This window comes from Streptomyces griseofuscus (assembly GCF_014673495.1).
Lineage (GTDB): Bacteria > Actinomycetota > Actinomycetes > Streptomycetales > Streptomycetaceae > Streptomyces > Streptomyces murinus.
On sequence record NZ_CP051006.1, the window covers coordinates 3,523,276 to 3,543,795 of the forward strand.

The 20,520-nt window shown below is 72.6% G+C and carries 17 protein-coding genes and 1 riboswitch; of the genes, 5 read left to right on the forward strand and 12 right to left on the reverse strand.

Annotated elements, in window-relative coordinates:
- Positions 1 to 77: 77 nt before the first annotated feature.
- From HEP81_RS15495 to HEP81_RS15505, 3 genes are all read right to left on the reverse strand, one after another.
- Positions 78 to 1,526 carry a glycine hydroxymethyltransferase gene (locus tag HEP81_RS15495; protein ID WP_037656017.1) on the reverse strand — a complete coding sequence of 483 codons (1,449 nt, stop codon included), beginning with the start codon at positions 1,524 to 1,526 and terminating at the stop codon, positions 78 to 80.
- Between the two features lie 33 nt (positions 1,527 to 1,559).
- A riboswitch (ZMP/ZTP riboswitch) is annotated at positions 1,560 to 1,648 on the reverse strand.
- Between the two features lie 94 nt (positions 1,649 to 1,742).
- The gene (locus tag HEP81_RS15500) at positions 1,743 to 2,927 is read right to left on the reverse strand and encodes a glutathionylspermidine synthase family protein (protein WP_037656014.1); all 1,185 of its coding nucleotides are present in this window, start codon (positions 2,925 to 2,927) and stop codon (positions 1,743 to 1,745) included.
- A 13-nt stretch (positions 2,928 to 2,940) separates the two neighbouring features.
- Positions 2,941 to 3,309: a hypothetical protein gene (locus HEP81_RS15505; RefSeq protein ID WP_037656012.1), complete on the reverse strand. Its 369-nt coding sequence runs from the start codon at positions 3,307 to 3,309 to the stop codon at positions 2,941 to 2,943.
- 128 nt (positions 3,310 to 3,437) lie between these two features.
- On the opposite strand from HEP81_RS15505, the gene HEP81_RS15510 reads away from it, so the two are divergent.
- Entirely contained in the window at positions 3,438 to 4,289 is an 852-nt protein-coding gene (locus tag HEP81_RS15510) for a DMT family transporter (RefSeq protein WP_037656009.1), read from the forward strand.
- 210 nt (positions 4,290 to 4,499) lie between these two features.
- Entirely contained in the window at positions 4,500 to 5,357 is an 858-nt protein-coding gene (locus tag HEP81_RS15515) for a helix-turn-helix domain-containing protein (protein ID WP_037656006.1), read from the forward strand.
- 16 nt (positions 5,358 to 5,373) lie between these two features.
- Here the strand turns inward: HEP81_RS15515 and pdxR are convergent, their stop codons facing one another.
- Entirely contained in the window at positions 5,374 to 6,762 is a 1,389-nt protein-coding gene (pdxR, locus tag HEP81_RS15520; protein WP_037656005.1) for a MocR-like pyridoxine biosynthesis transcription factor PdxR, read from the reverse strand.
- Positions 6,763 to 6,808: 46 nt separating this feature from the next.
- Between pdxR and HEP81_RS15525 the strand changes: the two genes are divergently transcribed.
- Positions 6,809 to 7,306 (forward strand): carboxymuconolactone decarboxylase family protein, encoded by a 498-nt coding sequence (locus HEP81_RS15525; RefSeq protein ID WP_037656003.1) that lies wholly within the window; start codon positions 6,809 to 6,811, stop codon positions 7,304 to 7,306.
- Positions 7,303 to 8,037 (forward strand): isocitrate lyase/PEP mutase family protein, encoded by a 735-nt coding sequence (locus tag HEP81_RS15530; protein ID WP_078967378.1) that lies wholly within the window; start codon positions 7,303 to 7,305, stop codon positions 8,035 to 8,037. Before HEP81_RS15525 ends, HEP81_RS15530 begins: the two co-directional genes overlap by 4 nt.
- Before the next feature lie 7 nt (positions 8,038 to 8,044).
- Here the strand turns inward: HEP81_RS15530 and HEP81_RS15535 are convergent, their stop codons facing one another.
- From HEP81_RS15535 to HEP81_RS15560, 6 genes are all read right to left on the reverse strand, one after another.
- Positions 8,045 to 9,004, reverse strand: coding sequence for an ABC transporter substrate-binding protein (locus HEP81_RS15535; RefSeq protein WP_037656001.1), 960 nt, complete (start codon positions 9,002 to 9,004; stop codon positions 8,045 to 8,047).
- Position 9,005: 1 nt separating this feature from the next.
- Positions 9,006 to 10,934, reverse strand: a complete 1,929-nt coding sequence (locus tag HEP81_RS15540; RefSeq protein ID WP_078967377.1) for an ABC transporter permease — start codon at positions 10,932 to 10,934, stop codon at positions 9,006 to 9,008.
- Positions 10,934 to 12,049 carry a quaternary amine ABC transporter ATP-binding protein gene (locus HEP81_RS15545; RefSeq protein ID WP_037656000.1) on the reverse strand — a complete coding sequence of 372 codons (1,116 nt, stop codon included), beginning with the start codon at positions 12,047 to 12,049 and terminating at the stop codon, positions 10,934 to 10,936. Before HEP81_RS15545 ends, HEP81_RS15540 begins: the two co-directional genes overlap by 1 nt.
- Positions 12,046 to 13,584 (reverse strand): GMC family oxidoreductase, encoded by a 1,539-nt coding sequence (locus HEP81_RS15550; RefSeq protein WP_037655999.1) that lies wholly within the window; start codon positions 13,582 to 13,584, stop codon positions 12,046 to 12,048. The genes HEP81_RS15545 and HEP81_RS15550 overlap by 4 nt, the downstream gene beginning before the upstream one ends.
- Before the next feature lie 69 nt (positions 13,585 to 13,653).
- A complete protein-coding gene (locus HEP81_RS15555; RefSeq protein ID WP_037655998.1) occupies positions 13,654 to 15,174 on the reverse strand; it encodes an aldehyde dehydrogenase family protein in 1,521 nt (506 codons plus the stop codon).
- Between the two features lie 160 nt (positions 15,175 to 15,334).
- Entirely contained in the window at positions 15,335 to 16,303 is a 969-nt protein-coding gene (locus tag HEP81_RS15560; RefSeq protein WP_051850173.1) for a LysR family transcriptional regulator, read from the reverse strand.
- 95 nt (positions 16,304 to 16,398) lie between these two features.
- Here HEP81_RS15560 and HEP81_RS15565 point away from each other — a divergent pair, with 95 nt between their 5' ends.
- A complete protein-coding gene (locus HEP81_RS15565; RefSeq protein ID WP_037655994.1) occupies positions 16,399 to 17,781 on the forward strand; it encodes an MFS transporter in 1,383 nt (460 codons plus the stop codon).
- 96 nt (positions 17,782 to 17,877) lie between these two features.
- On the opposite strand, the gene HEP81_RS15570 is transcribed toward HEP81_RS15565, so the two are convergent.
- Both HEP81_RS15570 and HEP81_RS15575 read right to left on the reverse strand, forming a co-directional pair.
- Positions 17,878 to 18,867, reverse strand: a complete 990-nt coding sequence (locus HEP81_RS15570) for a malate dehydrogenase (RefSeq protein ID WP_037655990.1) — start codon at positions 18,865 to 18,867, stop codon at positions 17,878 to 17,880.
- A 306-nt stretch (positions 18,868 to 19,173) separates the two neighbouring features.
- Complete coding sequence (locus tag HEP81_RS15575) at positions 19,174 to 20,373, reverse strand: DUF2690 domain-containing protein (RefSeq protein WP_037655988.1); 1,200 nt, start codon at positions 20,371 to 20,373, stop codon at positions 19,174 to 19,176.
- Positions 20,374 to 20,520 lie beyond the last annotated feature (147 nt).

Here is a 20,520-nt window from a genome sequence, read left to right on the forward strand (position 1 = left end):
GGGAGGTGGGGGGTGGTGCGGAGCCGTGTACCGGACACGGCCCCGCGCCCCCAGGGCATCGCTCCTGACGGCGTTGATCAGCCCAGGTCGACTTCCGGGTACAGCGGGAAGCCCGCGACCAGGTCGGTGGCGCGCTCGGCGATCTCCGCGGAGACCTTCTCGTCCAGGACGTGGGAGGCCTTGCTGGGGGCGCCGGACTTGGTGGTGCCCGGTTCGGTGGCCGCGAGGACTCGGTCGATCAGGCCCGCCACCTCGTCCATCTCCGCCGTACCGAGACCGCGGGTGGTCAGGGCCGGGGTGCCGATCCGGATGCCGGAGGTGTACCAGGCGCCGTTGGGGTCGGCCGGGATGGCGTTGCGGTTGGTGACGATGCCGGAGTCGAGCAGGGCGGCCTCGGCCTGGCGGCCGGTGAGGCCGTAGGAGCCGGCGACGTCGATCAGGTTGAGGTGGTTGTCGGTGCCGCCGGTGACGAGGGTCGCGCCCCGGCGCATCAGACCCTCGGCCAGCGCCCGGGAGTTGTCCACGATGCGCTGCGCGTAGTCCTGGAACGCGGGCTGCCTGGCCTCGGCCAGGGCGACCGCCTTGGCGGCCATGACGTGCGGCAGCGGACCGCCGAGGACCATCGGGCAGCCGCGGTCCACCTGGTCCTTGAGGGAGTCGTCGCACAGCACCATGCCGCCGCGCGGGCCGCGCAGCGACTTGTGGGTGGTGGTGGTGACGATCTGGGCGTGCGGCACCGGGTCGAAGTCGCCGGTGAGGACCTTGCCGGCGACGAGACCGGCGAAGTGGGCCATGTCGACCATGAGGGTCGCGCCGACCTCGTCCGCGATCTCGCGCATGATCCGGAAGTTCACCAGACGGGGGTACGCCGAGTAGCCCGCCACGATGATCAGCGGCTTGAACTCGCGGGCCTGGACGCGCAGCGCGTCGTAGTCGATCAGGCCGGTCGCGGGGTCGGTGCCGTAGGAGCGCTGGTCGAACATCTTGCCGGAGATGTTCGGGCGGAAGCCGTGGGTGAGGTGGCCGCCGGCGTCCAGGGACATGCCGAGCATCCGCTGGTTGCCGAAGGCCTGGCGCAGCTCGGCCCAGTCCGCCTCGGAGAGGTCGTTGACCTGGCGGGCGCCGGTCTTCTCCAGGAAGGGGACCTCGACCCGGTCGGCGAGTACGGCCCAGAAGGCGACGAGGTTGGCGTCGATGCCGGAGTGCGGCTGGACGTAGGCGTGCCGGGCGCCGAAGAGCTCGCGGGCGTGCTCGGCGGCCAGGGACTCCACGGTGTCGACATTGCGGCAGCCCGCGTAGAAGCGGCGGCCGGCGGTGCCCTCGGCGTACTTGTCGCTGAACCAGTTGCCCATCGCGAGGAGGGTCGCCGGGGAGGCGTAGTTCTCGGAGGCGATCAGCTTGAGCATCGCGCGCTGGTCGGTGACCTCCTGGCCGATGGCGTCGGCGACCCGCGGCTCCACGGCGCGGATCACGTCGAGGGCGGCGCGGAAGGCGGTGGACTCGGTGGACAGGTGCTGCTCTGGCATGGGGACCTCCGGACGGGGTGCGTTTCGGCGTTCACGTTCGGCCCAGGCGCACGGCACTGTTTCCAGCAAGGCCGCTCCCCGATGGTCCGTCCCATCCCAGCGCGCCAGTCACGGCCCGTGGCTCAGCGTACCGGCCTGCCCGGAGGGCGGAGATCCGGCGTCCACCATGCGGGCGAGAACGCGGACCGCTCGGCTCGGAGGATCACGCGCGACAGGTCAGAGGATCACATGCGGCAGGAAGCGCGCGTACCCGTCGGTGACCGGGCCCGCCGACTCGCGGATGCCGAGGCCCGCGGGCTCGCCGTCGATGACCCAGGTGCCGAGGACGACATGGTTGCCGTCGAAGGCGGGCAGGGGCGCGAGCTGCTGGTAGCAGCAGGGCTCGGGGTGGACGGCCGGCGGGTGGCCCGGCGGGTGCAGGGTGATGCCCTCGCCCTCGCGGCCCAGCAGGGGCTTGGCGGCGTAGCCGCTGGTGGTGGCGAGCTCGCGGGGGCCGTCGAGATAGGAGGGCAGCAGGTTGGGGTGGCCGGGGTACAGCTCCCACAGGACGGCCAGCAGGGCCTTGTTGCTCAGGAGCATCTTCCAGGCCGGCTCGATCCACAGGGTGCTGCCGGTGCCGCCGCCGTTGTCCAGGGTGTCCAGGACATGGCCGCCGAAGGCGTCGGTGGTGAGCCATTCCCAGGGGTAGAGCTTGAAGAGGGCGCGGATGAACCGGAGCCGGTTGTCCACGAAGCGGCCGGAGAGGGTGTCCCAGCCGATCTCCTCCATGGCGAGCCAGTCGGTCGCAAGGCCCGCCTGCTCCGCGGTCTCCTTCAGATAGGCGACCGTCATCAGGTCCTCGCCCAGCTCGTCGGCGGCGGAGTGCGCGAAGTGCAGCAGGCTCCCGGGCGGGAGCAGCGCGGACTGCCTGCGCCAGGACGCCACGAGGCGTTCGTGCAGCGAGTTCCACTGGTCGGCGCCGGGGAAGCGGTCCTCCATCCAGAACCACTGCGGGGAGGCGGCCTCCACCAGGGAGGTGGGGGTGTCGGCGTTGTACTCCAGCAGCTTGGCGGGGCCCGTGCCGTCGTAGCGCAGGTCGAACCGGCCGTAGAAGGAGGGCAGTTCGGCCCGGCGCCGCCAGGACTCGGTGACCGCGGCGGCGACGGCGGGGTCGGTGATGCCGAGGTCGGCGAGGCGGCCCCGCTCCACGATGTGGCCGGCCGCCGCCAGGCACATGGCGTGCAGTTCGGCGACCGTCTCCTCCAGCGCCTCGACCTCGGGCAGCGAGAAGACGTAGTAGGCGCTCTCGTCCCAGTAGGGGCGCAGGCTCCCGTCGGGGTGGCGGGTGAGCGGGTAGATCAGGCCCTGTTCCTCGACGGTGCGCTGCCAGTCGGGGCGGGGGGTGAGGGTACGGCGTTCCATACGGCGGTCCCGGTCAGCCGCCGGAGCTGTGCGAACCGCCGCCGAAGCCGCCGCGGTGCACCCCGCCGGAGCCGGAGCCGTAGTGGTTCGTGGAGTGGCTGGTGGAGTGCCCGGAGCCGGTGCGGGGCTTGGTGAAGGAACCGCCGCTCACCCAGGAGCCCTTCTTCTTGCCGCCGTAGTACCAGGCGCCGTTGACCGCCGACTTGACCGACTTGCAGTTCTTGTCGGAGACGACCTTGTAGCCCTTGGCGTAGGTGTAGCTGCTCTGGTCCACGCAGCGCTTGTCCGGCTGGGACGAGCAGGCGGTGAGCGCGGCGGCCAGCAGTCCGACGCCGCCGAGGACCACCGTGCCGGAGCGCAGTCGCCGCCTGGTTTCGGCCATGTTCGTGTCTCCCCCGTGTGCGATGTGCGGTGCGGCAAGCCTAGAGACCGGTATGAGAACCGGCCAAGGGGGGTGAGCATGACAGGGCGGTGGTGGGGCTCCCTTAGAGTCCCTTTGTGCTCTTTGGAATGGTGTGCGCCCTTGGCGCGGCGGTCTGTTTCGGTACCGCGACGGTGTTGCAGGCGGTGGCGGCGAGGCAGGCCGGTCCCGGTGGTGGCGGTGAGGCGGCGCTGCTGCTGCGGGCGTTGCGGCAGTGGCGGTACATCGCCGGGCTCGGGCTGGACGGGCTGGGGTTCCTGTTCCAGATCGTGGCGCTGCGCTCGCTGCCGATCTACGCGGTCGGCGCGGCCCTCGCGGCCAGCCTCGCGGTGACGGCGGTGGTCGCGGCGCGGCTGCTGGACGTGCGGCTGCGCGGTGTGGAGTGGGGCGCGGTGGGCGTGGTGTGCGCCGGGCTCGCGATGCTGGGCCTCGCCTCCGGGCCGGAGGGCGGCGAGACCGGCTCGGACACGCTGCGGTGGGTGATGCTCGCGGTGGCGGTCGGACTGCTGCTGCTCGGGCTCGCGGGCGGCCAGCTGTCCGGTCCGGCGCGGGGGCTGGTGCTGGGGCTCGGCGCCGGGTGCGGGTTCGGGGTGGTCGAGGTGACGGTCCGGCTGATCGACAGCCTCGCGCCCGTCGACCTGCTCACCAATCCCGCGGCGTACGCCCTGCTGATCGGCGGCGGCGCCGCGTTCATCCTGCTGACCTCGGCCCTCCAGCGCGGCTCGGTCACGACGGCGACGGCCGGGATGGTGCTCGGCGAGACGCTCGGCCCCGCCGCGATCGGCGTCGTCTGGCTCGGCGACCGCACCCGCGAGGGCATGGCCTGGCTGGCGATCCTGGGCTTCGCGGTGGCGGTGGCCGGCGCCCTGGCCCTGGCCCGCTTCGGCGAGGCCCCGGAGACGGAGACGGCGGAGCCGAAGGGGCAGCCGACGGGCCGGTGACAGAGACCGGGTGACCGGGACCGGTGAGCGGGCCCCCGAAAAGTGAGGGACCGGCTGCGCCCCCCGCAGCGCAACCGGTCCGGGGACCATCCTGCGGCAAGCGCACCTCCGTGACCAGGAGCCGCTTTTTCCGGAACCTGAATTTCAGGAACGTAGACTTCCGTTATTTGCCGGGGCGGTGAGACGGCCCGCGCCGAGAGGGAGTTGGGGATGGACAGGGAAGCCCTGCGGTCGCTGCTGCGGCACAAGCGCTCGCTGATCGACCCCGGCGAGCTGGGCTGGCCCCGCCGCACCGGCCGCGGCCGCCGGTCCGCCGGGCTCTCCCAGGCCCAGGTGGCGCACGCGCTGTACGTCTCCGAGCGCACGTACGCGCAGCTGGAGCGGGGCGACATGCCCTCCCCCGCGCCCGAGTTCCTGGACGCGGTCTCCACCGTGCTGCGGATGGCCGAGCCGGAGCGCGGCGCGCTGTACGTCTACGCGCTGGGCCATGAGCCGCCGGTGCCCATGAACCCCGAGGCCGGCACCCGGGTCGACCCGGCCTGGTTCACGGCCGTCCAGGGCGTGTCCGGCGTGCCCTGCTACGTCAACGACGTGGCCTGGAACCTCCTCGCCTGGAACGACGACTTCCTGCGCATGTTCCCCCGGGCCGAGGGCGCGGAGCCGGAGTTGCCCGAGCGGAACGTGATGCGCTGGATGCTGCTGCGCGAGGAGGCACGCGAGCACCATCTGCTGGACTGGACGGAGCGCTGGGCGGCACCGGTCGCGGCCCAGCTGCGGGCGGCCGTCGCGGCCCACCCCGACAACCCGGATCTGCGGCAGCTGGACGCGGAGGTGAACGACGATCCCGTGGTGGGTCCCATCTACCGCCGGCACGACATCACCTATGTGCAGCAGGACGGCGACACCCGGCCGGTACGGCACGCGGGGCTCGCCGCCGAGGAGTCCGAGCGGTGCTGCGAGAAGCACACCCCCTCCGCGCGCGGCCTGGTGACCCTGTGCGCCGCGCAGCCACTGGGTTCACCGGGCGCCCGGTTCTTCTTCCTGGTCTTCCGCCCGCTTTCCGGCTGACCCTGGCCTGGCGCCCCTAGGGCAGCACCCTGCACAGTGCCTCCAGGGCTCCCGCCCACGCGCTGTCCGGTGGTGTTCCGTAGCCCACCACCAGTGCGTCCAGCGGCTCGGCGACGGCCTCGGGATGGCGGTGGAAGGAGAGGCCGTGCAGGGCGAGGCCCTGCCAGGCGGCGGCCTGGACGACGGAGGGCTCGGTGCCCGGGGGCAGCCGCAGCAGGGCGTGCAGACCGGCGGCGACCCCGGTGACCCGGACGCCGGGGGCGCGTTCGGCGACGGCCGCGGCGAGGGCGTCGCGGCGGCGCCGGTAGCGCAGCCGGGAGGCGCGGACCTGGCGGTCGTACGCCCCTGAGGTGAGGAACCCGGCGAGGGTGAGCTGTTCGAGTACGCCGACGGTGTCGACGTGTCCCTTGACTGCGATCACCTCCCGGGTGAGGGCCGGCGGCAGCACCATCCAGCCCAGCCGGATGCCGGGGGCGAGGGACTTGCTGGCGGTGCCGAGGTAGACGACGCGGTCGGGGTCGAGGCCCTGGAGGGCGCCGACGGGCTGGCGGTCGTAACGGAACTCGCCGTCGTAATCGTCCTCCAGGACAAGGGAATCGGTGCGCCTCGCCCAGTCGACGACGGCCGCGCGGCGGTCGGGGTGCAGGGGCATGCCCATGGGGAACTGGTGGGCGGGGGTGAGGAGTACGGCACCCTCGGTGGTCAACGGGCCGGTGTCGGTGCCGAGTTCGTCCCAGGGCAGTGCGGGGGTGGCGAGTCCGGCGGCCTGGAGGAGACCCCAGTAGGCGTCGAGGCCGTACGACTCGACGGCCACCGAGTCCGCCCCGCGGGCGCGCAGCACCGGGCCGAGGATGCGCAGGGCGTGCGAGAAGCCCGCGGTGACCACCAGGTGGTCGGGGTCGCAGCGGACGCCCCGGACCCGGGCGAGATAGCCGGCGAGCGCGGTGCGCAGTTCGACCCGGCCGCGTGGATCGCCGTAGCCCAGGGCGTCGTTGGGGGCGGCGGTCAGGGCACGGCGGGCGGCCCTGGCCCACTCGGCGCGCGGGAACGCGGCGAGGTCGGGGGTGCCGGGGACGAGGTTGTGGGTGGGCCGGGGCGGGACGCGGGGCCGGCGGGCGGGATCGCTCGGTGGGACCACGGTGCGTTCGGCGACCCGGGTGCCGGAGCCCTGCCGTGCGGTGAGCCAGCCCTCGGCGACCAGGTCGGCGTACGCCTCGCCGACGGTGTTGCGGGCGATGCCGAGGTCGGCGGCGAGGGCCCGGGAGGAGGGCAGCCGGGTACCGGGGGCCAGCCGGCCGGTGCGGACCGCGTCGCGCAGGGCGTCGGTCAGCCCCCGGCGCAGCCCGCCCGGACCGACCGGTTCCAGATGTAGGTCGACGCCCGAAGTGGCCCAGGATTCCGCCATGGAAATGGACCATACTCCTGGGCTGCCTCGCTTCTACGGTTGAGGCATGAACACGGACGAGAACACCGAGTACGCCGCCGAGCACGCCCCCCGTCTGAACTGGAGCGAGCACGCTCCGGACGTGTACAAGGCGATGGTGCGGCTGGACATCGCGGCCCGGCAGGGGCTGGACCCGAAGCTGCTGGAACTGGTCAAGATCCGCGCCTCGCAGCTCAACCACTGCGCGTTCTGCCTGGACATGCACACCAAGGACGCGCTGGCGGCCGGGGAGAGCGTGGAGCGGGTCATCCAGCTCTCCGCGTGGGAGGAGTCGCGGCACTTCTACACGGAGAAGGAGCTGGCGGCGATCGAGCTGACCGAGGCGATCACCGTGCTGACCGACGGCTTCGTGCCGGACGACGTGTACGAGCGGGCCGCCAAGCAGTTCGAGGAGCCCGAGCTGGCCCGGCTGATCGCCGCGATCACGGTGATCAACGCCTGGAACCGGTTCGGCGTCACCGCCCGGATGACCCCGGGCCACTACCAGCCGGGGCAGCACCGGTGAGCGACGGCGTGGAGGTACTGCGCGCGCTGCATCTGCGGCGCCCGCCCGGCGAGCCGCTGATCCTGCCCGGCCCCTGGGACGCGGCCAGCGCGCGGGCGCTCGCGGAGGCGGGGTTCGAGGCGCTGGCCACGCCGAGCGCGGGGGTCGCCGCCGCGCTCGGGTACGCGGACGGCGAGACCCCGGCGGACGAGATGTTCGCGGCGGTCGCCCGGATCACCCGCGCGGTGGACGTGCCGGTGACGGCGGACGTCGAGGACGGGTACGGGCTCGCGCCGAAGGAGCTGGTGGAGCGGTTGCTGGCGGCGGGTGCCGTCGGCTGCAACATCGAGGACTCCACCCGGGGTGTGCTGAAGGACCCCCGGGAGCACGCCGGATACCTGGCCGAGTTCTGCGCGGCCGCCGCGGGCCGGATCTTCCTGAACGCCCGCGTCGACACCTTCGTGCACGGCGACGGCGACCCCGGACGGGCCGTCGAACAGGCCGTCGAGCGGGCCGCGTTGTACCTCGCGGCGGGTGCCGAGTGCGTGTACCCGATCATGGCCCCGGTGGCCGTACTGCCCCTGCTGCGGTCCGGCATCGAGGGCCCGCTGAACGCGCTGGCCCTGCTGACCCCGGACGGCCCCTCGCCCGCCGCGCTCGGCGAACTCGGGGCCACCCGGATCACGTTCGGCCCCCAGCTCCAGCGCAGGGCCACGGCGGCGGCGGCCGAACTCGCCGCCGGGCTGCGCTAGTCGGCGCTCAGGACAGCCACTGCTTCCAGACGGAGGGGTGGCTGTCCACCCACTTCTTCGCCGCCGCGTCCGGGGACAGCTTGTCCTGGGCGATCAGCAGGGAGACCTCGTTCTGGTCGTCGGTGGTCCAGCGGAACTTCTTCAGGAACTCCGCCGCCTTGCCGCCCGACCTGGCGAAGTCCGCGTTGAGGTACTTCTGGAGCGGGGTGCGCGGATAGGCGCAGGTGATCTTCGCCGCGTCCGCGTCGCAGCCGTCCTTGTACGGCGGCAGCTTCACCTCCGTCATCGGGACCTTCTTGAACAGCCACTGCGGTGAGTACCAGTACGTCAGGAAGGGCTTCTTCTCCTTGGCGAACTGCTTCATCTGGGTGATCTGCGCGGCCTCGGAACCGGCGAAGACGACCTGGTAGTTCAGCTTCAGGTTCTTCACCAGGGCCTTGTCATTGGTGACATAGGACGGGGAGCCGTCCATCAGCTGGCCCTTGCCGCCGCTCTCCGCGGTGCGGAAGAGGGAGGCGTACTTGTTCAGGTTGTGCCAGTCGGTGATGTCGGGGTGCTGTTCGACGAGGTACGTCGGCACGAACCAGCCGATGTGACCGGTCACCCCGAGATCGCCGGCGCGGGCGATCGTCTTCTTGTCGTCGACGTAGCGCTTCTCCTGGTCGGGGTGGCCCCAGTCCTCCAGGATGGCGTCGACCCGGCCCTGGCTCAGCGCGTCCCACGCGGGCACCTCGTCCACCTGCACGGTGTCGACGCGGTAGCCCAGCTTGTGCTCCAGCAGGTACTGGGCGACGGCCACATTGGACTCGGCGCCCACCCAGGACTGCACGGACAGGGTGACGCTCTTGCCGCCGCCGGTGTGCGCGAACGGGCTGGCCTGCTTGGTCATGTCGGCGGCGCCGCAGCCGGTGGTCAGCCCCAGCACGGCGAGCGCGACGGGGACCGCCGTACGCAGTCGGATCCGCATGTCAGGCTCCCTTCCCCGGGCGGCGTTCGGTCGGCTGGGTCACCCGGTCCAGCATCAGGCCCAGGCAGACGATGGCGGCACCGGCCACCAGACCGGTCGCCAGGTCGCCCTGGGCGAGGCCGAAGGCGACGTTGTAGCCGAGGGAGCCGCCGCCGACCAGACCGCCGATGATGACGACGGCGAGGACCAGGACCACGCCCTGGTTGACGGCGAGCAGCAACGCGCGGCGGGCGAGCGGAAGTTGGACCTGCCACAGCTGCTGCCGTCCGGTCGCGCCGAGCGAGCGCGCCGACTCCAGGGCCGCCGGGTCCACCTGGCGCAGGCCCTGGGTGGTGATGCGGATGACGGCGGGCAGCGCGTAGACGACGGCCGCGGCGACCGCGGGGGCGCGGCCGACGCCGAACAGGGCGACGACCGGGATCAGGTACACGAACTGCGGCATCGTCTGGAAGACGTCCAGGACCGGGCGCAGGGCGCGCTCGACGCGGTCGCTGCGGGCGGCGGCGATACCGGTGGCGAAGCCGAGCACCAGGGTGACGGCGACGGCGGCCAGTACCTGGGAGAGGGTGTCCAGGGAGGGCTCCCACACGCCGAGGACACCGATCGCGGCCATGGCGAGGACGGCGGTCAGCGCGGTGCGCCAGGTGCCGATCACCCAGGCGAGGGCGGCGACGATCAGCAGCAGCGACCACCAGGGCAGCCACTGGAGTCCGTCGCGGATCGGGTCCAGGACCCAGGTGGTGAAGTGGGCCGCCCAGTCGGCGGTGCCGCCGATGACCGGGACGCCGGAGTAGAGGTGGCCGGTCATCCAGTCGACGGCGCGGTTGACCGGGGCGGCGATCTGCACGCTCCAGCCGTTCGGCCAGTCGAGGACGCCGAGCAGGCGGGCGGCGAGGGCGGCGGCGGCGGTGACGGCGAGGGCGTACGGCCAGCCGATCGTCCGGGGTCCCTTCGCGCCGTCGGCGCCGGCCGCGCCGGTCACCCGGTCCAGGACCACGGCGAGCAGCACGATCGGGATGCCGGCGGCGAGGGCCTGGCCGACGTCGACGGTGGACAGGGCCTGGTAGACCCGGTCGCCGAGGCCGCCGGCGCCGATGACGGAGGCGATGACGGCCATGGACAGGGCCATCATGATCGTCTGGTTGAGGCCCAGCAGCAGTTCCTTGCGGGCCAGCGGGATACGGGCGGTCAGCAGCCGCTGGCGGCGGGTGGCGCCGAGCGACTCCACGGCCTCCAGGACCTCGGGATCGGCGCCGCGCAGGCCGAGGGCGGTGAGACGGGCCATGGGCGGGGCGGCGTAGACGACGGTGGCGAGGACGGCCGCGGGGACGCCGATGCCGAAGACCAGGACGACGGGGAGGAGGTAGGCGAAGGCCGGGAGGACCTGCATCGTGTCCAGGACCGGGCGCAGGGCGCGGTCCAGGCGCGGGGAGAGTCCGCCGGCGAGGCCGAGGGCGGTGCCGACGAGCACCGAGGCGAGGACCGCGGCGACCATCAGCGCGAGGGTCTGCATCGTCGGTTCCCACATGCCGAGGGCGCCGCAGGCGAGGAACGCGACGGCGGTGCCGGCGGCCAGGCGGGGGCCCGCCACCCGCCAGGCGACGAGGGCGCCGAGCGCGGTGACGCCGGGCCAGCCGAGGGCGAGGAGGGCGACGTAGACCGCGCGCACGGCGAGGACGACGGCGTTGCTGATGTAGCCGAAGAAGTAGAGGAAGAGGGGGTGGGTGTCGCGGTTGTCGATGATCCAGTTGCTGGCGCTGGTCAGCGGCTGGGTGAGGCTGACCGTGAGGTGGTGGGGCCAGGTGCGGCCGTGCAGCAGCGGGAGCAGGACGGCCGTGATCAGGGCGAGCAGCAGGAGCTTGCCGACGGCTCTGTTGCGCAGGACGGCGGGGGTCCTGGTGCGCAGGGCGGGGACGGTGAGGGTAGCCATCAGACGGCCTCCGGGGTGGCGCGGGGGCCCGCGGCCGGGGCGACGGGCACGCCGGCCACCACGCCCAGCAGCTGCTCGTGGTCGACCACGCCCAGGCACTTGCCGTGGTCCATGACACGGGCCGGGCTGCCGGTGCGGGCGACGGCCTCGATGGCCTCCGAGACCGTGGCGTCCGGCGTGAGCGCGGGGCCTTCGGCGCTTTCCCCCAGGGACGCGGGCCGCATGGCCGTACGGGCGGTCAGCACCTGCTCGCGCGGTACGTCCCGGACGAACTCGCGGACGTAGTCGTCGGCCGGGGAGCCGACGATCTCCTCGGGGGTGCCGAGCTGGACGACCTGGCCGTCGCGCATCAGGGCGATGCGGTCGCCGAGCTTGAGGGCCTCGCTGAGGTCGTGGGTGATGAAGACCATCGTGCGGCCCTCCTCCTCGTGGAGGCGGGCGACCTCGTCCTGCATATCGCGCCGGATGAGGGGGTCCAGGGCGCTGAACGGCTCGTCGAAGAGCAGCACTTCGGGGTCGACGGCGAGTGCGCGGGCGAGGCCGACGCGCTGGCGCTGGCCGCCGGAGAGCTGGCCGGGGCGGCGGTGCTCCATGCCTTCGAGGCCGACCTTGGCGACGATCTCGGCGGCGCGCTCACGGCGCTCGGCCTTGCCGACGCCCTGGATCTCCAGGCCGTAGGCGACATTGTCGAGCACGGTGCGGTGCGGGAGCAGGCCGAAGTGCTGGAAGACCATCGCGGCCCGGTGCCGGCGCAGTTCGCGCAGCCGGGTCCTGTCCATGGCGCGGACGTCCTCGCCGTCGATGGCGATGGTGCCCGCGGTCGGCTCGATCAGCCGGGTCAGACAGCGCACGAGGGTGGACTTGCCGGAGCCGGACAGGCCCATCACCACGAAGACCTCGCCCTTGCGGACGTCGAAGGAGACATCGCGGACGGCGGCGGTGCAGCCGGTGCGGGCGCGCAGCTCGGCGGCGTCGAGGGCGCCGAGTTCGGGGTCGGCGGGGACGCGCTCGGGCTTGGGGCCGAAGACCTTCCACAGGCCGGAGACGGAGAAGACGGGCGCCTCGTCCTGGGCGGTGGGGGGCTTGCGGGTGGGGACGGGGGTGGTGGTACTCATCGGCGATCGCCTCCGATCAGATCGACGGCCTTCTCCCCGACCATCAGCACCCCGATCATCGGGTTGACGGCGGGAACGGTCGGGAAGACGGACGCGTCCGCGACGCGAATGCCGTCGAGACCACGGATCTTCAACTCCGGGTCGACCACGGCGAGTTCGTCGTCGGCCGCGCCCATCCGGCAGGTGCCGGCGGGGTGGTAGACGGTGTGGTGGGCCTTGCGCAGCAGCTCGCTGAGCTGCTCGTCGTCGGTGACCTCGGGGCCGGGGAAGACCTCGCGCTTCAGCCAGCCCGCGAACGGCTCGGTCCGGGCTATCTCGCGGGCTATCTTCACGCCGTCGACGAGGGTCCGCGCGTCGTAGCCGTCCTCGTCGGTGAAGTACCGGAAGTCGAGGGCGGGCTTGGTCTCGGGGTCGGCGCTGGTGAGGTAGAGGCGGCCGCGGGCCCGGGACTTGGGGATGTTGGGGGTCATCGACACGCCGTGCTCGGGTCGTTCGTAGCCGAGGCGCTCGGGGTTGTCGGTGAAGGGGATCTGGTAGAAGTGGAACATCAGGTCGGGGGCGTCCAGCGACTCGTCCCGGCGCACGAACAGCGCGGCGTCGGAGTCCATCGCGGAGTTCGCCGGCAGCGGCCGGTTCGTCTCCCAGACGATCACCGACTCGGGGTGGTCCTGGAGGTTCTCGCCGACGCCCGGCAGGTCGTGCGCGACCGGGATGCCCAGCTCTTCGAGGTCACGCTTCGGGCCGATGCCGGAGAGCAGCAGCAGCCGCGGGGAGTCGACGGCACCGGCGCAGACGACGACCTCCCGGCGGGCGCTGATCAGCTGCTCGGTGCCGTCCTTGGTGCGGACGTGGACGCCGGTGGCGCGCTTGCCGTCCAGCTCCAGCCGGTACGCCCAGGTCTCCAGGAGGAGCGTGAGGTTGGGGCGGTCGCCGGCCTCCAGATGCGGGTGGAGGTAGGCCACGGAGGCGGAGGAGCGCTTGTTGTTCTCGGGGTGGTAGGCGAGGTCGAGGAAGCCGACGCCCTCGTGGAACGGCTTGTCGTTGAAGCCGATCACCTCGGGGACGCCGATCGCGGTCTTCGTCGCGTCGATCCAGTCCTTGGCGATGGCGTTCTGGTCCTTGTCGGCGACGCGCACGATGTTGTTGCGCAGCCGGGCGTAGTACGCCTCCATCGGCACCGCGCCCCAGCCCTCGGCGCCGGCCCGCTCCCACTCGTCCCAGTCGGAGGGCAGCGGCTTGAAGGAGATCAGGGTGTTGTGCGAGGAGCAGCCGCCGAGGACCTTGGCGCGGCTGTGCAGGATGTGGGAATTCCCGTTTGGCTGCTCGACGGTGGTGTACTCGTAGTCGAGATCACCGCCGAGCAGGCCCAGCCAGCGGCGCAGGGTGAGGACGTCCTCGCGGTCGATGTCGCTGGGGCCGCCCTCGATGACGGCGACGGTGACATCGGGGTCCTCGGTGAGGCGGGAGGCGATGACCGAGCCCGCGGTGCCGCCGCCGATGACGACGTAGTCGTAGAGGTGGGGGGTGTGGGACATGGGGTGCTGCTCCAGAGGGTGTCGAGAGGTCTCGGGGCCCGAACCGGGGCTTTCCTGAACGGAGTCGGCTCAGCCGGCGAACCAGCGCACCGGCTTCGGCGCGAGGTTCTGGTAGACGTGCTTGGTCTCCCGGTACTCGGCGAGTCCGGCGGGGCCCAGCTCGCGGCCGGTGCCGCTCTTGCCGAAGCCGCCCCACTCCGCCTGCGGCAGGTAGGGGTGGAAGTCGTTGATCCAGACGGTGCCGTGGCGCAGCCGGGCCGCGACACGCCGGGCCTTGCCGGGGTCGCTGGTCCATACGGCGCCGGCGAGGCCGTACTCGGTGTCGTTGGCGAGGCGGACGGCCTCGTCCTCGGTGGTGAAGGTCTCGACGGTGAGGACGGGTCCGAAGACCTCCTCGCGGACGACCTTCATCTCGCGGTGGCAGCCGTCGAGGACGGTCGGCTCGTAGTAGTAGCCGGACTCGGGCCGCTCGGGGGCGGGTTCGGGGCGCTTGCCGCCGCAGCGCAGGACGGCGCCCTCGGCGAGCGCGGAGGCGACATAAGCCTCGGTCTTGGCGCGCTGCTGTTCGGAGACGAGCGGGCCGACCTCGATGCCGTCCTCGGTGCCGCGGCCGATCCTGATCCGCCGGGCGCGGCGGGCGAGTTCGGTGACGAAGCGGTCGCGCACCGACTCCTCGACGATGAGCCGGCCGCCGGCCGAGCAGACCTGGCCGCTGTGGATGAAGGCCGCGTTCAGGGCCTGGTCGACGGCGGTGTCGAAGCCCTCCTCGGTGGCGCAGGCGTCGGCGAAGACCACATTGGGGTTCTTGCCGCCGAGTTCGAGGGCGACCTTCTTCACGCCGGGCGCGGCGGCCTGGGCGACCTTGGTGCCGCTGACCAGTCCGCCGGTGAAGGAGACCAGGTCGACGTCGGGGTGCTCGGCGAACCGGGCGCCGACGGTGTGGCCGGGGCCGGTGACGATGTTGGCGACGCCCGCGGGCAGTCCGGCCTCCGCCAGCAGCCCGATCAGCGCGACGGTGGTCATCGGGGTGATCTCGCTGGGCTTGATCACGAAGGTGTTGCCGGCCGCGAGCGCCGGGGCGATCTTCCAACTGGCCTGGAGCAGCGGGTAGTTCCAGGGGGTGATCAGGGCGCAGACACCGACCGGCTCATGGACGACGACGCTGTGGATGTCGGGCGAGCCGGCGTCCACGACCCGGCCGGGGGCCTCGGCGGCCACCAGGTCGGCGAAGTAGCGGAAGGCGTCGGCGACACAGTCGATGTCGACCCGGCCCTCTTCCACGGTCTTGCCCGCGTCCTGGGCCTCCAGACGGCCGAGCGCTTCGCGATCGCGTACGAGGAGGTCGGCGACGCGGCGCAGCAGGGCGGCGCGCTCGGCGACGGGGGTGGTCGGCCAGGGGCCGTGGTCGAACGCCTGCCGGGCCGCGGCCACGGCACGCTCGGCGTCCTTCTCGTCACCCTCCGCGACCACGGCGAACGGCCGGGCGTCCGCGGGGTCGAGGATCTCCCGGGTCGCCCCGGAGATCGCGGTCAGCCACTCGCCTCCCGCGTGGATGGTCGCCTGGGTCTGTCGTGCCGTGCTTTCCGCCATGATCGGTGTTGCCTTCCGTTACTGTTCGACGCCCCCGTGTCATGCAAAGGGCCGGCTCAGGGACCGTGGCCCCCTGCCCCGGACCTCCGTTCGCATGCGGAATCAGTCACCGAAAGTGCGCGGCGTCACTAAAAAGACGGCGGAAAACGGACAGAAGCGGTTATCCGGGGCGCTGCGTTCGGTCCATGGGACCGGTACAGCCCGTGGCGGCGGGACCGGCGCCCTGTTCCATCAGCTCGCGGACCCGGGCGCGCAGCCAGGCGTGGGCCGGGTCGGCGTCGTGGCGGGGGTGCCAGGCGAAGCCGACCGGGGCGGCCGGGAGCCGCAGCGGGATCTCGAAGACGGTCAGTCCGAGGGGTTCGGCGAGCGGGCGGGCCCAGGGGCTGATCAGGCCGATGAGATCGGTCTCGCGCAGCACGAACAGCGATGCCGGGTAGGTGCCGACGCTGGCCACCACCCGTCGGCTCAAGCCCAGCTCGGCCAGTGCCTCGTCGACCGGTCCGCGCAGCCGGCCGCGCCGGGACACGATGAGGTGACCGGCCGCAGAAGCGAATCGCTCGGGGGTCAACTCGCCGTCCAGCAGGGGGTGCCCGCAGCGTACGACGCCGAGCATGCGGTCCTCGTAGACCGTCTCCCGGCGCACCTCGGGGGCGGTGGTGTCGATCACCCCGATCTCCAGGTCGGCGGTGCCCTGGCGCAGGAACGGGGCGTCGATGTGGCTCTCGGACAAGAAGCGCAGCCGGATGCCGGGGGCCTCGCGCGCGGCGCGGGCGAGGAGGGCGGCGCCATGGGTGGCGACGATCGCGTCGTGGCCGAGGATCGTGAAGGTACGGCTCACCGTGCGCAGGTCGGTGTCCCGGCCGGGCGCGAACAGGGCGCGGGCCCGCTCCACCACGGCGCTCACCTCGGCGCGCACGGCCAGGGCGTGCGGGGTCGGCACCATCTGCCGGCCGGCCCGCACCAGGACGGGATCGCCGAGCGCCTTGCGGATACGGCCGAGGGTGCGGCTCATGGCCGGCTCGGACAGATGCAGCCGCCGCGCGGCGCCCCGCACGCTCTGCTCCTCCAGGAGGACGTCCAGCGCGACCAGCAGATTCAGGTCGAGGCCCGTGGATTGCGTCATACGCATTTATTCCTTGCATAAGTTGCACTGGAGTGCAGGTCAACGGTGAGCCTACGGTGAGCGGGCATCCCCGAACACCCGTCAAGCTCCCGGGAGGAGCCGTGCCCTCGCACGCCCTGAAACGCCCCGCCCTGCTCGCCCTGTGCGCCTGTGTCCTGGTCGCGCAGAGCATGGTGGCGGCGATCAACCTGCTGATACCGCAGCTGAGTTCGTCCGCGCTGCGTCCCTCGCACGCCGAGATCCTGTGGACGGTCGACGCCTATGTCATCGTCTTCGCCGGACTGCTGATCCCCGCCGGGGCGCTCGGTGACCGGCACGGCCGCAAGGGCGCGCTGCTCGCCGGGCTCACGCTGTTCGCGGCGGGCGCCGCGACCAGCGCGCTGGCGGGGGCGCCGCTGATGCTGATCGTGGGCCGGGGGCTGTCCGGCGCGGGCGCCGCGCTGATCACTCCGGCCACGCTGTCCCTGCTGATGCAGCTGGCGGCGCCCGCGCGGCGGCTCGGCGCGATGGCCGCGTGGACGCTGTCGATCGGTCTCGGCGGGGCCGCGGGCAATCTCGGCGGCGGGCTCGCGGGTCAGTTCCTCGGCTGGCGGGCGCTGTTCTGGGCCATGGTGCCGCTCGCGGCGCTGCTGATCGCGGTGGTGGCACGCGTCGTCCCCCGCACGGAGCGCTCGGCCCAGGGACACACCGATCCGCTCGGCGCGGTGTTGCTGATCGCGGGTCTGGTGGCCGTGCTGTTCGGGATCATCGAGGGGCCGTCATACGGCTGGCTGTCGGCGCGGATCGCCGGCGCGTTCGGGGCGGGGGCGGTGCTGGTGGCGGCGTTCACGGTGCACGCGCTGCGGGCCCAAGGTCCGCTGTTCGATCCGCGGGTCTTCGCCTCGCCCCGGCTGCGGGCGGCGTCCCTCGGCACCGCCACGAGTTTCTTCGGCCTCTTCTCCCTCTTCTACGTCAACTCGCAGTACCTCCAGGAGGTCAAGGGGTACGGTCCCGCCGTCACCGGGATGGCGATCATGCCGCTGGTGGCCGGTATGTCCGCCGCGCAGCTCCTGGCCAAACGCTGGTCCGAGCACCCCCGCACCCTCGTCGGCACCGGGCTCGCGCTCATCGGCCTCGGTCTGCTCGGCGCGTCCACGGCGTCCGGGTCCACCCCGTACGGGCTCTTCGTCTGCTGGCTGCTGGTCATCTCCACCGGCGCGGGCCTGTCCATGCCGCCGCTCACCCTGGGCGTCGTCACCTCGCTCCCGCCGCACCAGGCGGGCCTGGGCTCGGGCCTCGGCACCACGGCCCGCGAGACGGGCGCGGCCCTCGGCGTCGCCGTGACCGGCACGGTGCTCTCGGGACACGCCGACCTGATCCAGGGAATGGGACCGGCGCTGCGGGTGGTGGGGGTGGTGGTGCTGGTGGCCACGGGGTTGGTGGTGAGGGGGTACGGCAGGCGCGCGGCGACGACCGCGCGGCCGATGCCGGCGGCAACCCCCTGAGGGGCGCGGGGAACCGCGCGACAAGCCACGACGCACCCGGACATGCGCCGGCCCCGCTCCCAGGGATCGGAGCGGGGCCGGCGCCAAGGACTACCGTCAGATCAGGCCGAGCGCGCGAACCGCCTCGCGCTCCTCCGAGAGCTCCTTGACGGAGGCGTCGATACGGGCGCGGGAGAACTCGTTGATCTCCAGGCCCTGCACGATCTCGTACTTGCCGTCCTTCGTGGTGACGGGGAAGGAGGAGATCAGACCCTCCGGCACACCGTACGAACCGTCGGACGGGATACCCATGGACGTCCAGTTGCCCTCGGCCGTGCCGTTGACCCAGGTGTGCACGTGGTCGATCGCGGCGTTCGCGGCGGAGGCCGCCGACGACGCGCCACGCGCCTCGATGATCGCCGCACCGCGCTTGGCGACGGTCGGGATGAAGTCCTCGGCCAGCCACTTCTCGTCGGCCACGACCTCCGCCGCGTTCTTGCCGCCGACCGTCGCGTGGAAGATGTCCGGGTACTGCGTGGCGGAGTGGTTGCCCCAGATCGTCAGCCGCTTGATGTCGGCGACGGTCGAGCCCGTCTTCTTCGCCAGCTGCGTCAGCGCCCGGTTGTGGTCCAGGCGGGTCATCGCGGTGAACCGCTCGGCCGGTACGTCCGGCGCCGCCGCCTGCGCGATCAGCGCGTTCGTGTTGGCCGGGTTGCCGACGACCAGGACCTTGATGTCGTCCGCGGCGTGGTCGTTGATGGCCTTGCCCTGCGGCTTGAAGATGCCGCCGTTGGCCTCCAGCAGGTCACCGCGCTCCATGCCCTTGGTGCGCGGGCGAGCGCCGACCAGCAGAGCCACGTTGGCACCGTCGAAGGCGACGTTCGGGTCGTCGGAGATGTCGATGCCCTGGAGCAGCGGGAAGGCGCAGTCGTCCAGCTCCATGGCCGTACCCTCGGCGGCCTTGAGCGCCGGGGTGATCTCCAGGAGGCGCAGGCGGACCGGCACGTCCGCGCCGAGCAGCTGGCCGGAGGCGATGCGGAAGAGCAGGGCGTAACCGATCTGGCCGGCCGCGCCGGTGACGGTGACGTTCACGGGAGTGCGGGTCATGGCGTTCTCCGTATGACAGCTGGCGGTGGGGCGTCCCTGCCCCGGGCGGATGATCGATCTCTTGGCATCAAGAGAGATCCAGCGGTCAGGCTATCGCGCATCCGGCATGCGAGACGTGCGGGGCCCTGTGGCTCACCCCACAGAAGATCACGGGAGACGGAAAAGGCGGCCGTCCGTCCGGAGGGGGTGGACGGAAACGGCCGCCGGTGGGGGTACCGGCGCACCGGTCTCCCGTGGGGGGTAACAGTTCGCGTGCCCAGGATCCGCGCGGGCATGCCTGCCGATCCCGAATTCATTCGTTCGGCTTCACCGCGTGCATCCCGTACGGCCCGACGCGAGCGTGGCGCACGCCGTCGCCCGTGCCGGATCCGGCACGGCGATCATCGGGGTGTAGGCGATGGTGTCGCCCGCCTCGGTGGCCTCCCCGGACTCGCGGACCTTGCCGCGCGCCTCGGTGACCTGGACCTTGTCGCCGGGCACCGCACCGGTGATACGGCCCCACGCGGTGCCGCAGACCTTGCTGTAGCGGACCTCCAGGGTGGTGGTGCCGAGGGTGACGGTCTGGGCCGTGGTCACCTGGTCGCCGCTGCACCCCATCGACTCGGCGTCCTTGCCCACGCAGTCCGCGCCGGAGCATCTCACCCCGGGCGGCAGGCTCGCCCTCGGACTCGCGCTCCGGGCCGGCTTCTCGGGCGCGGCCTCGTGCCTGCCGCCGCCGTGGCCCCCGGTGAGGTAGAAGACGCCGAGGATGATCAGCAGCACCGTGACGAACCCGCCGAGGAACATCAGCACCGGCTGCCGGTATCCGGGCTCGGCGTCCGGGGCGGGCGGGGAGGCGGGGGCGGCCATGGCGGCGGTAGCGGCGGTGGCGGGCGCGGGGGGCCGTACGGCAGCGGAACCCTGAGGACCCTGAAGGGTCTCGGGCCCCTGAAGGCTCCCGGGGCTCTGCGGCTCCGGCTCATCGGGGATCCGCACCGGCTCCGGCCACGCCCCCGGCCGGCCGCTCGCCCGCGAGGGCCCCTGATATCCGGCCAGCCCCCAGGAGTTGCCGCCGGACGAGTCCGCCGTATCCCCGGCGCCCCCGGTGCCCTCCGTGCTTCCGCGCTCCTCCGTGCCCCCGCTTCGCTCCGCCGCCGCGGCCGTCGGCTGCGCGGGGATCCTCGGGACGCCGGGCGCACCGCCCTCGGTCCCGCTCGCGGTACGGCGTCCCGGCGCCGCGTGCTCGTGCCCCAACTCCGCCCGGCTCCAGGCCCGTTCGGCCAGCTCCCACATCGTGATGATCGGCACCGGACTGGTCCCCGCCGCCTCGGCCAGCGCGACGGCCGCGCCCTTGGGGGCGAGCAGCCGGCCGGCGAGGTAGCTCTCCCAGGACGCCCTGCCGTAGCCCGTGCGGTCGGCCAGGGCCGCGCCGCCGAGCCCGCCGAGGTCCACGAGCCACCGCAGCTGGCTGACGAACTCCTTGATCTCCGGGTCGAGTTCGTTCGGCAAGGTCTGCCAACGAGACATCGTCTCCCCCCTCATCCCCATTTTCGTACCGGACGGTCACCGTTCAGCGGAACGGTCACTTCCGTGCCACAGCGCGAAGACAGCCGTTGATCAGGCCCTCGGCCAGACGCCAGGGTGTGTCGGGCGGCGGTTCGTCCCTCATCGGGG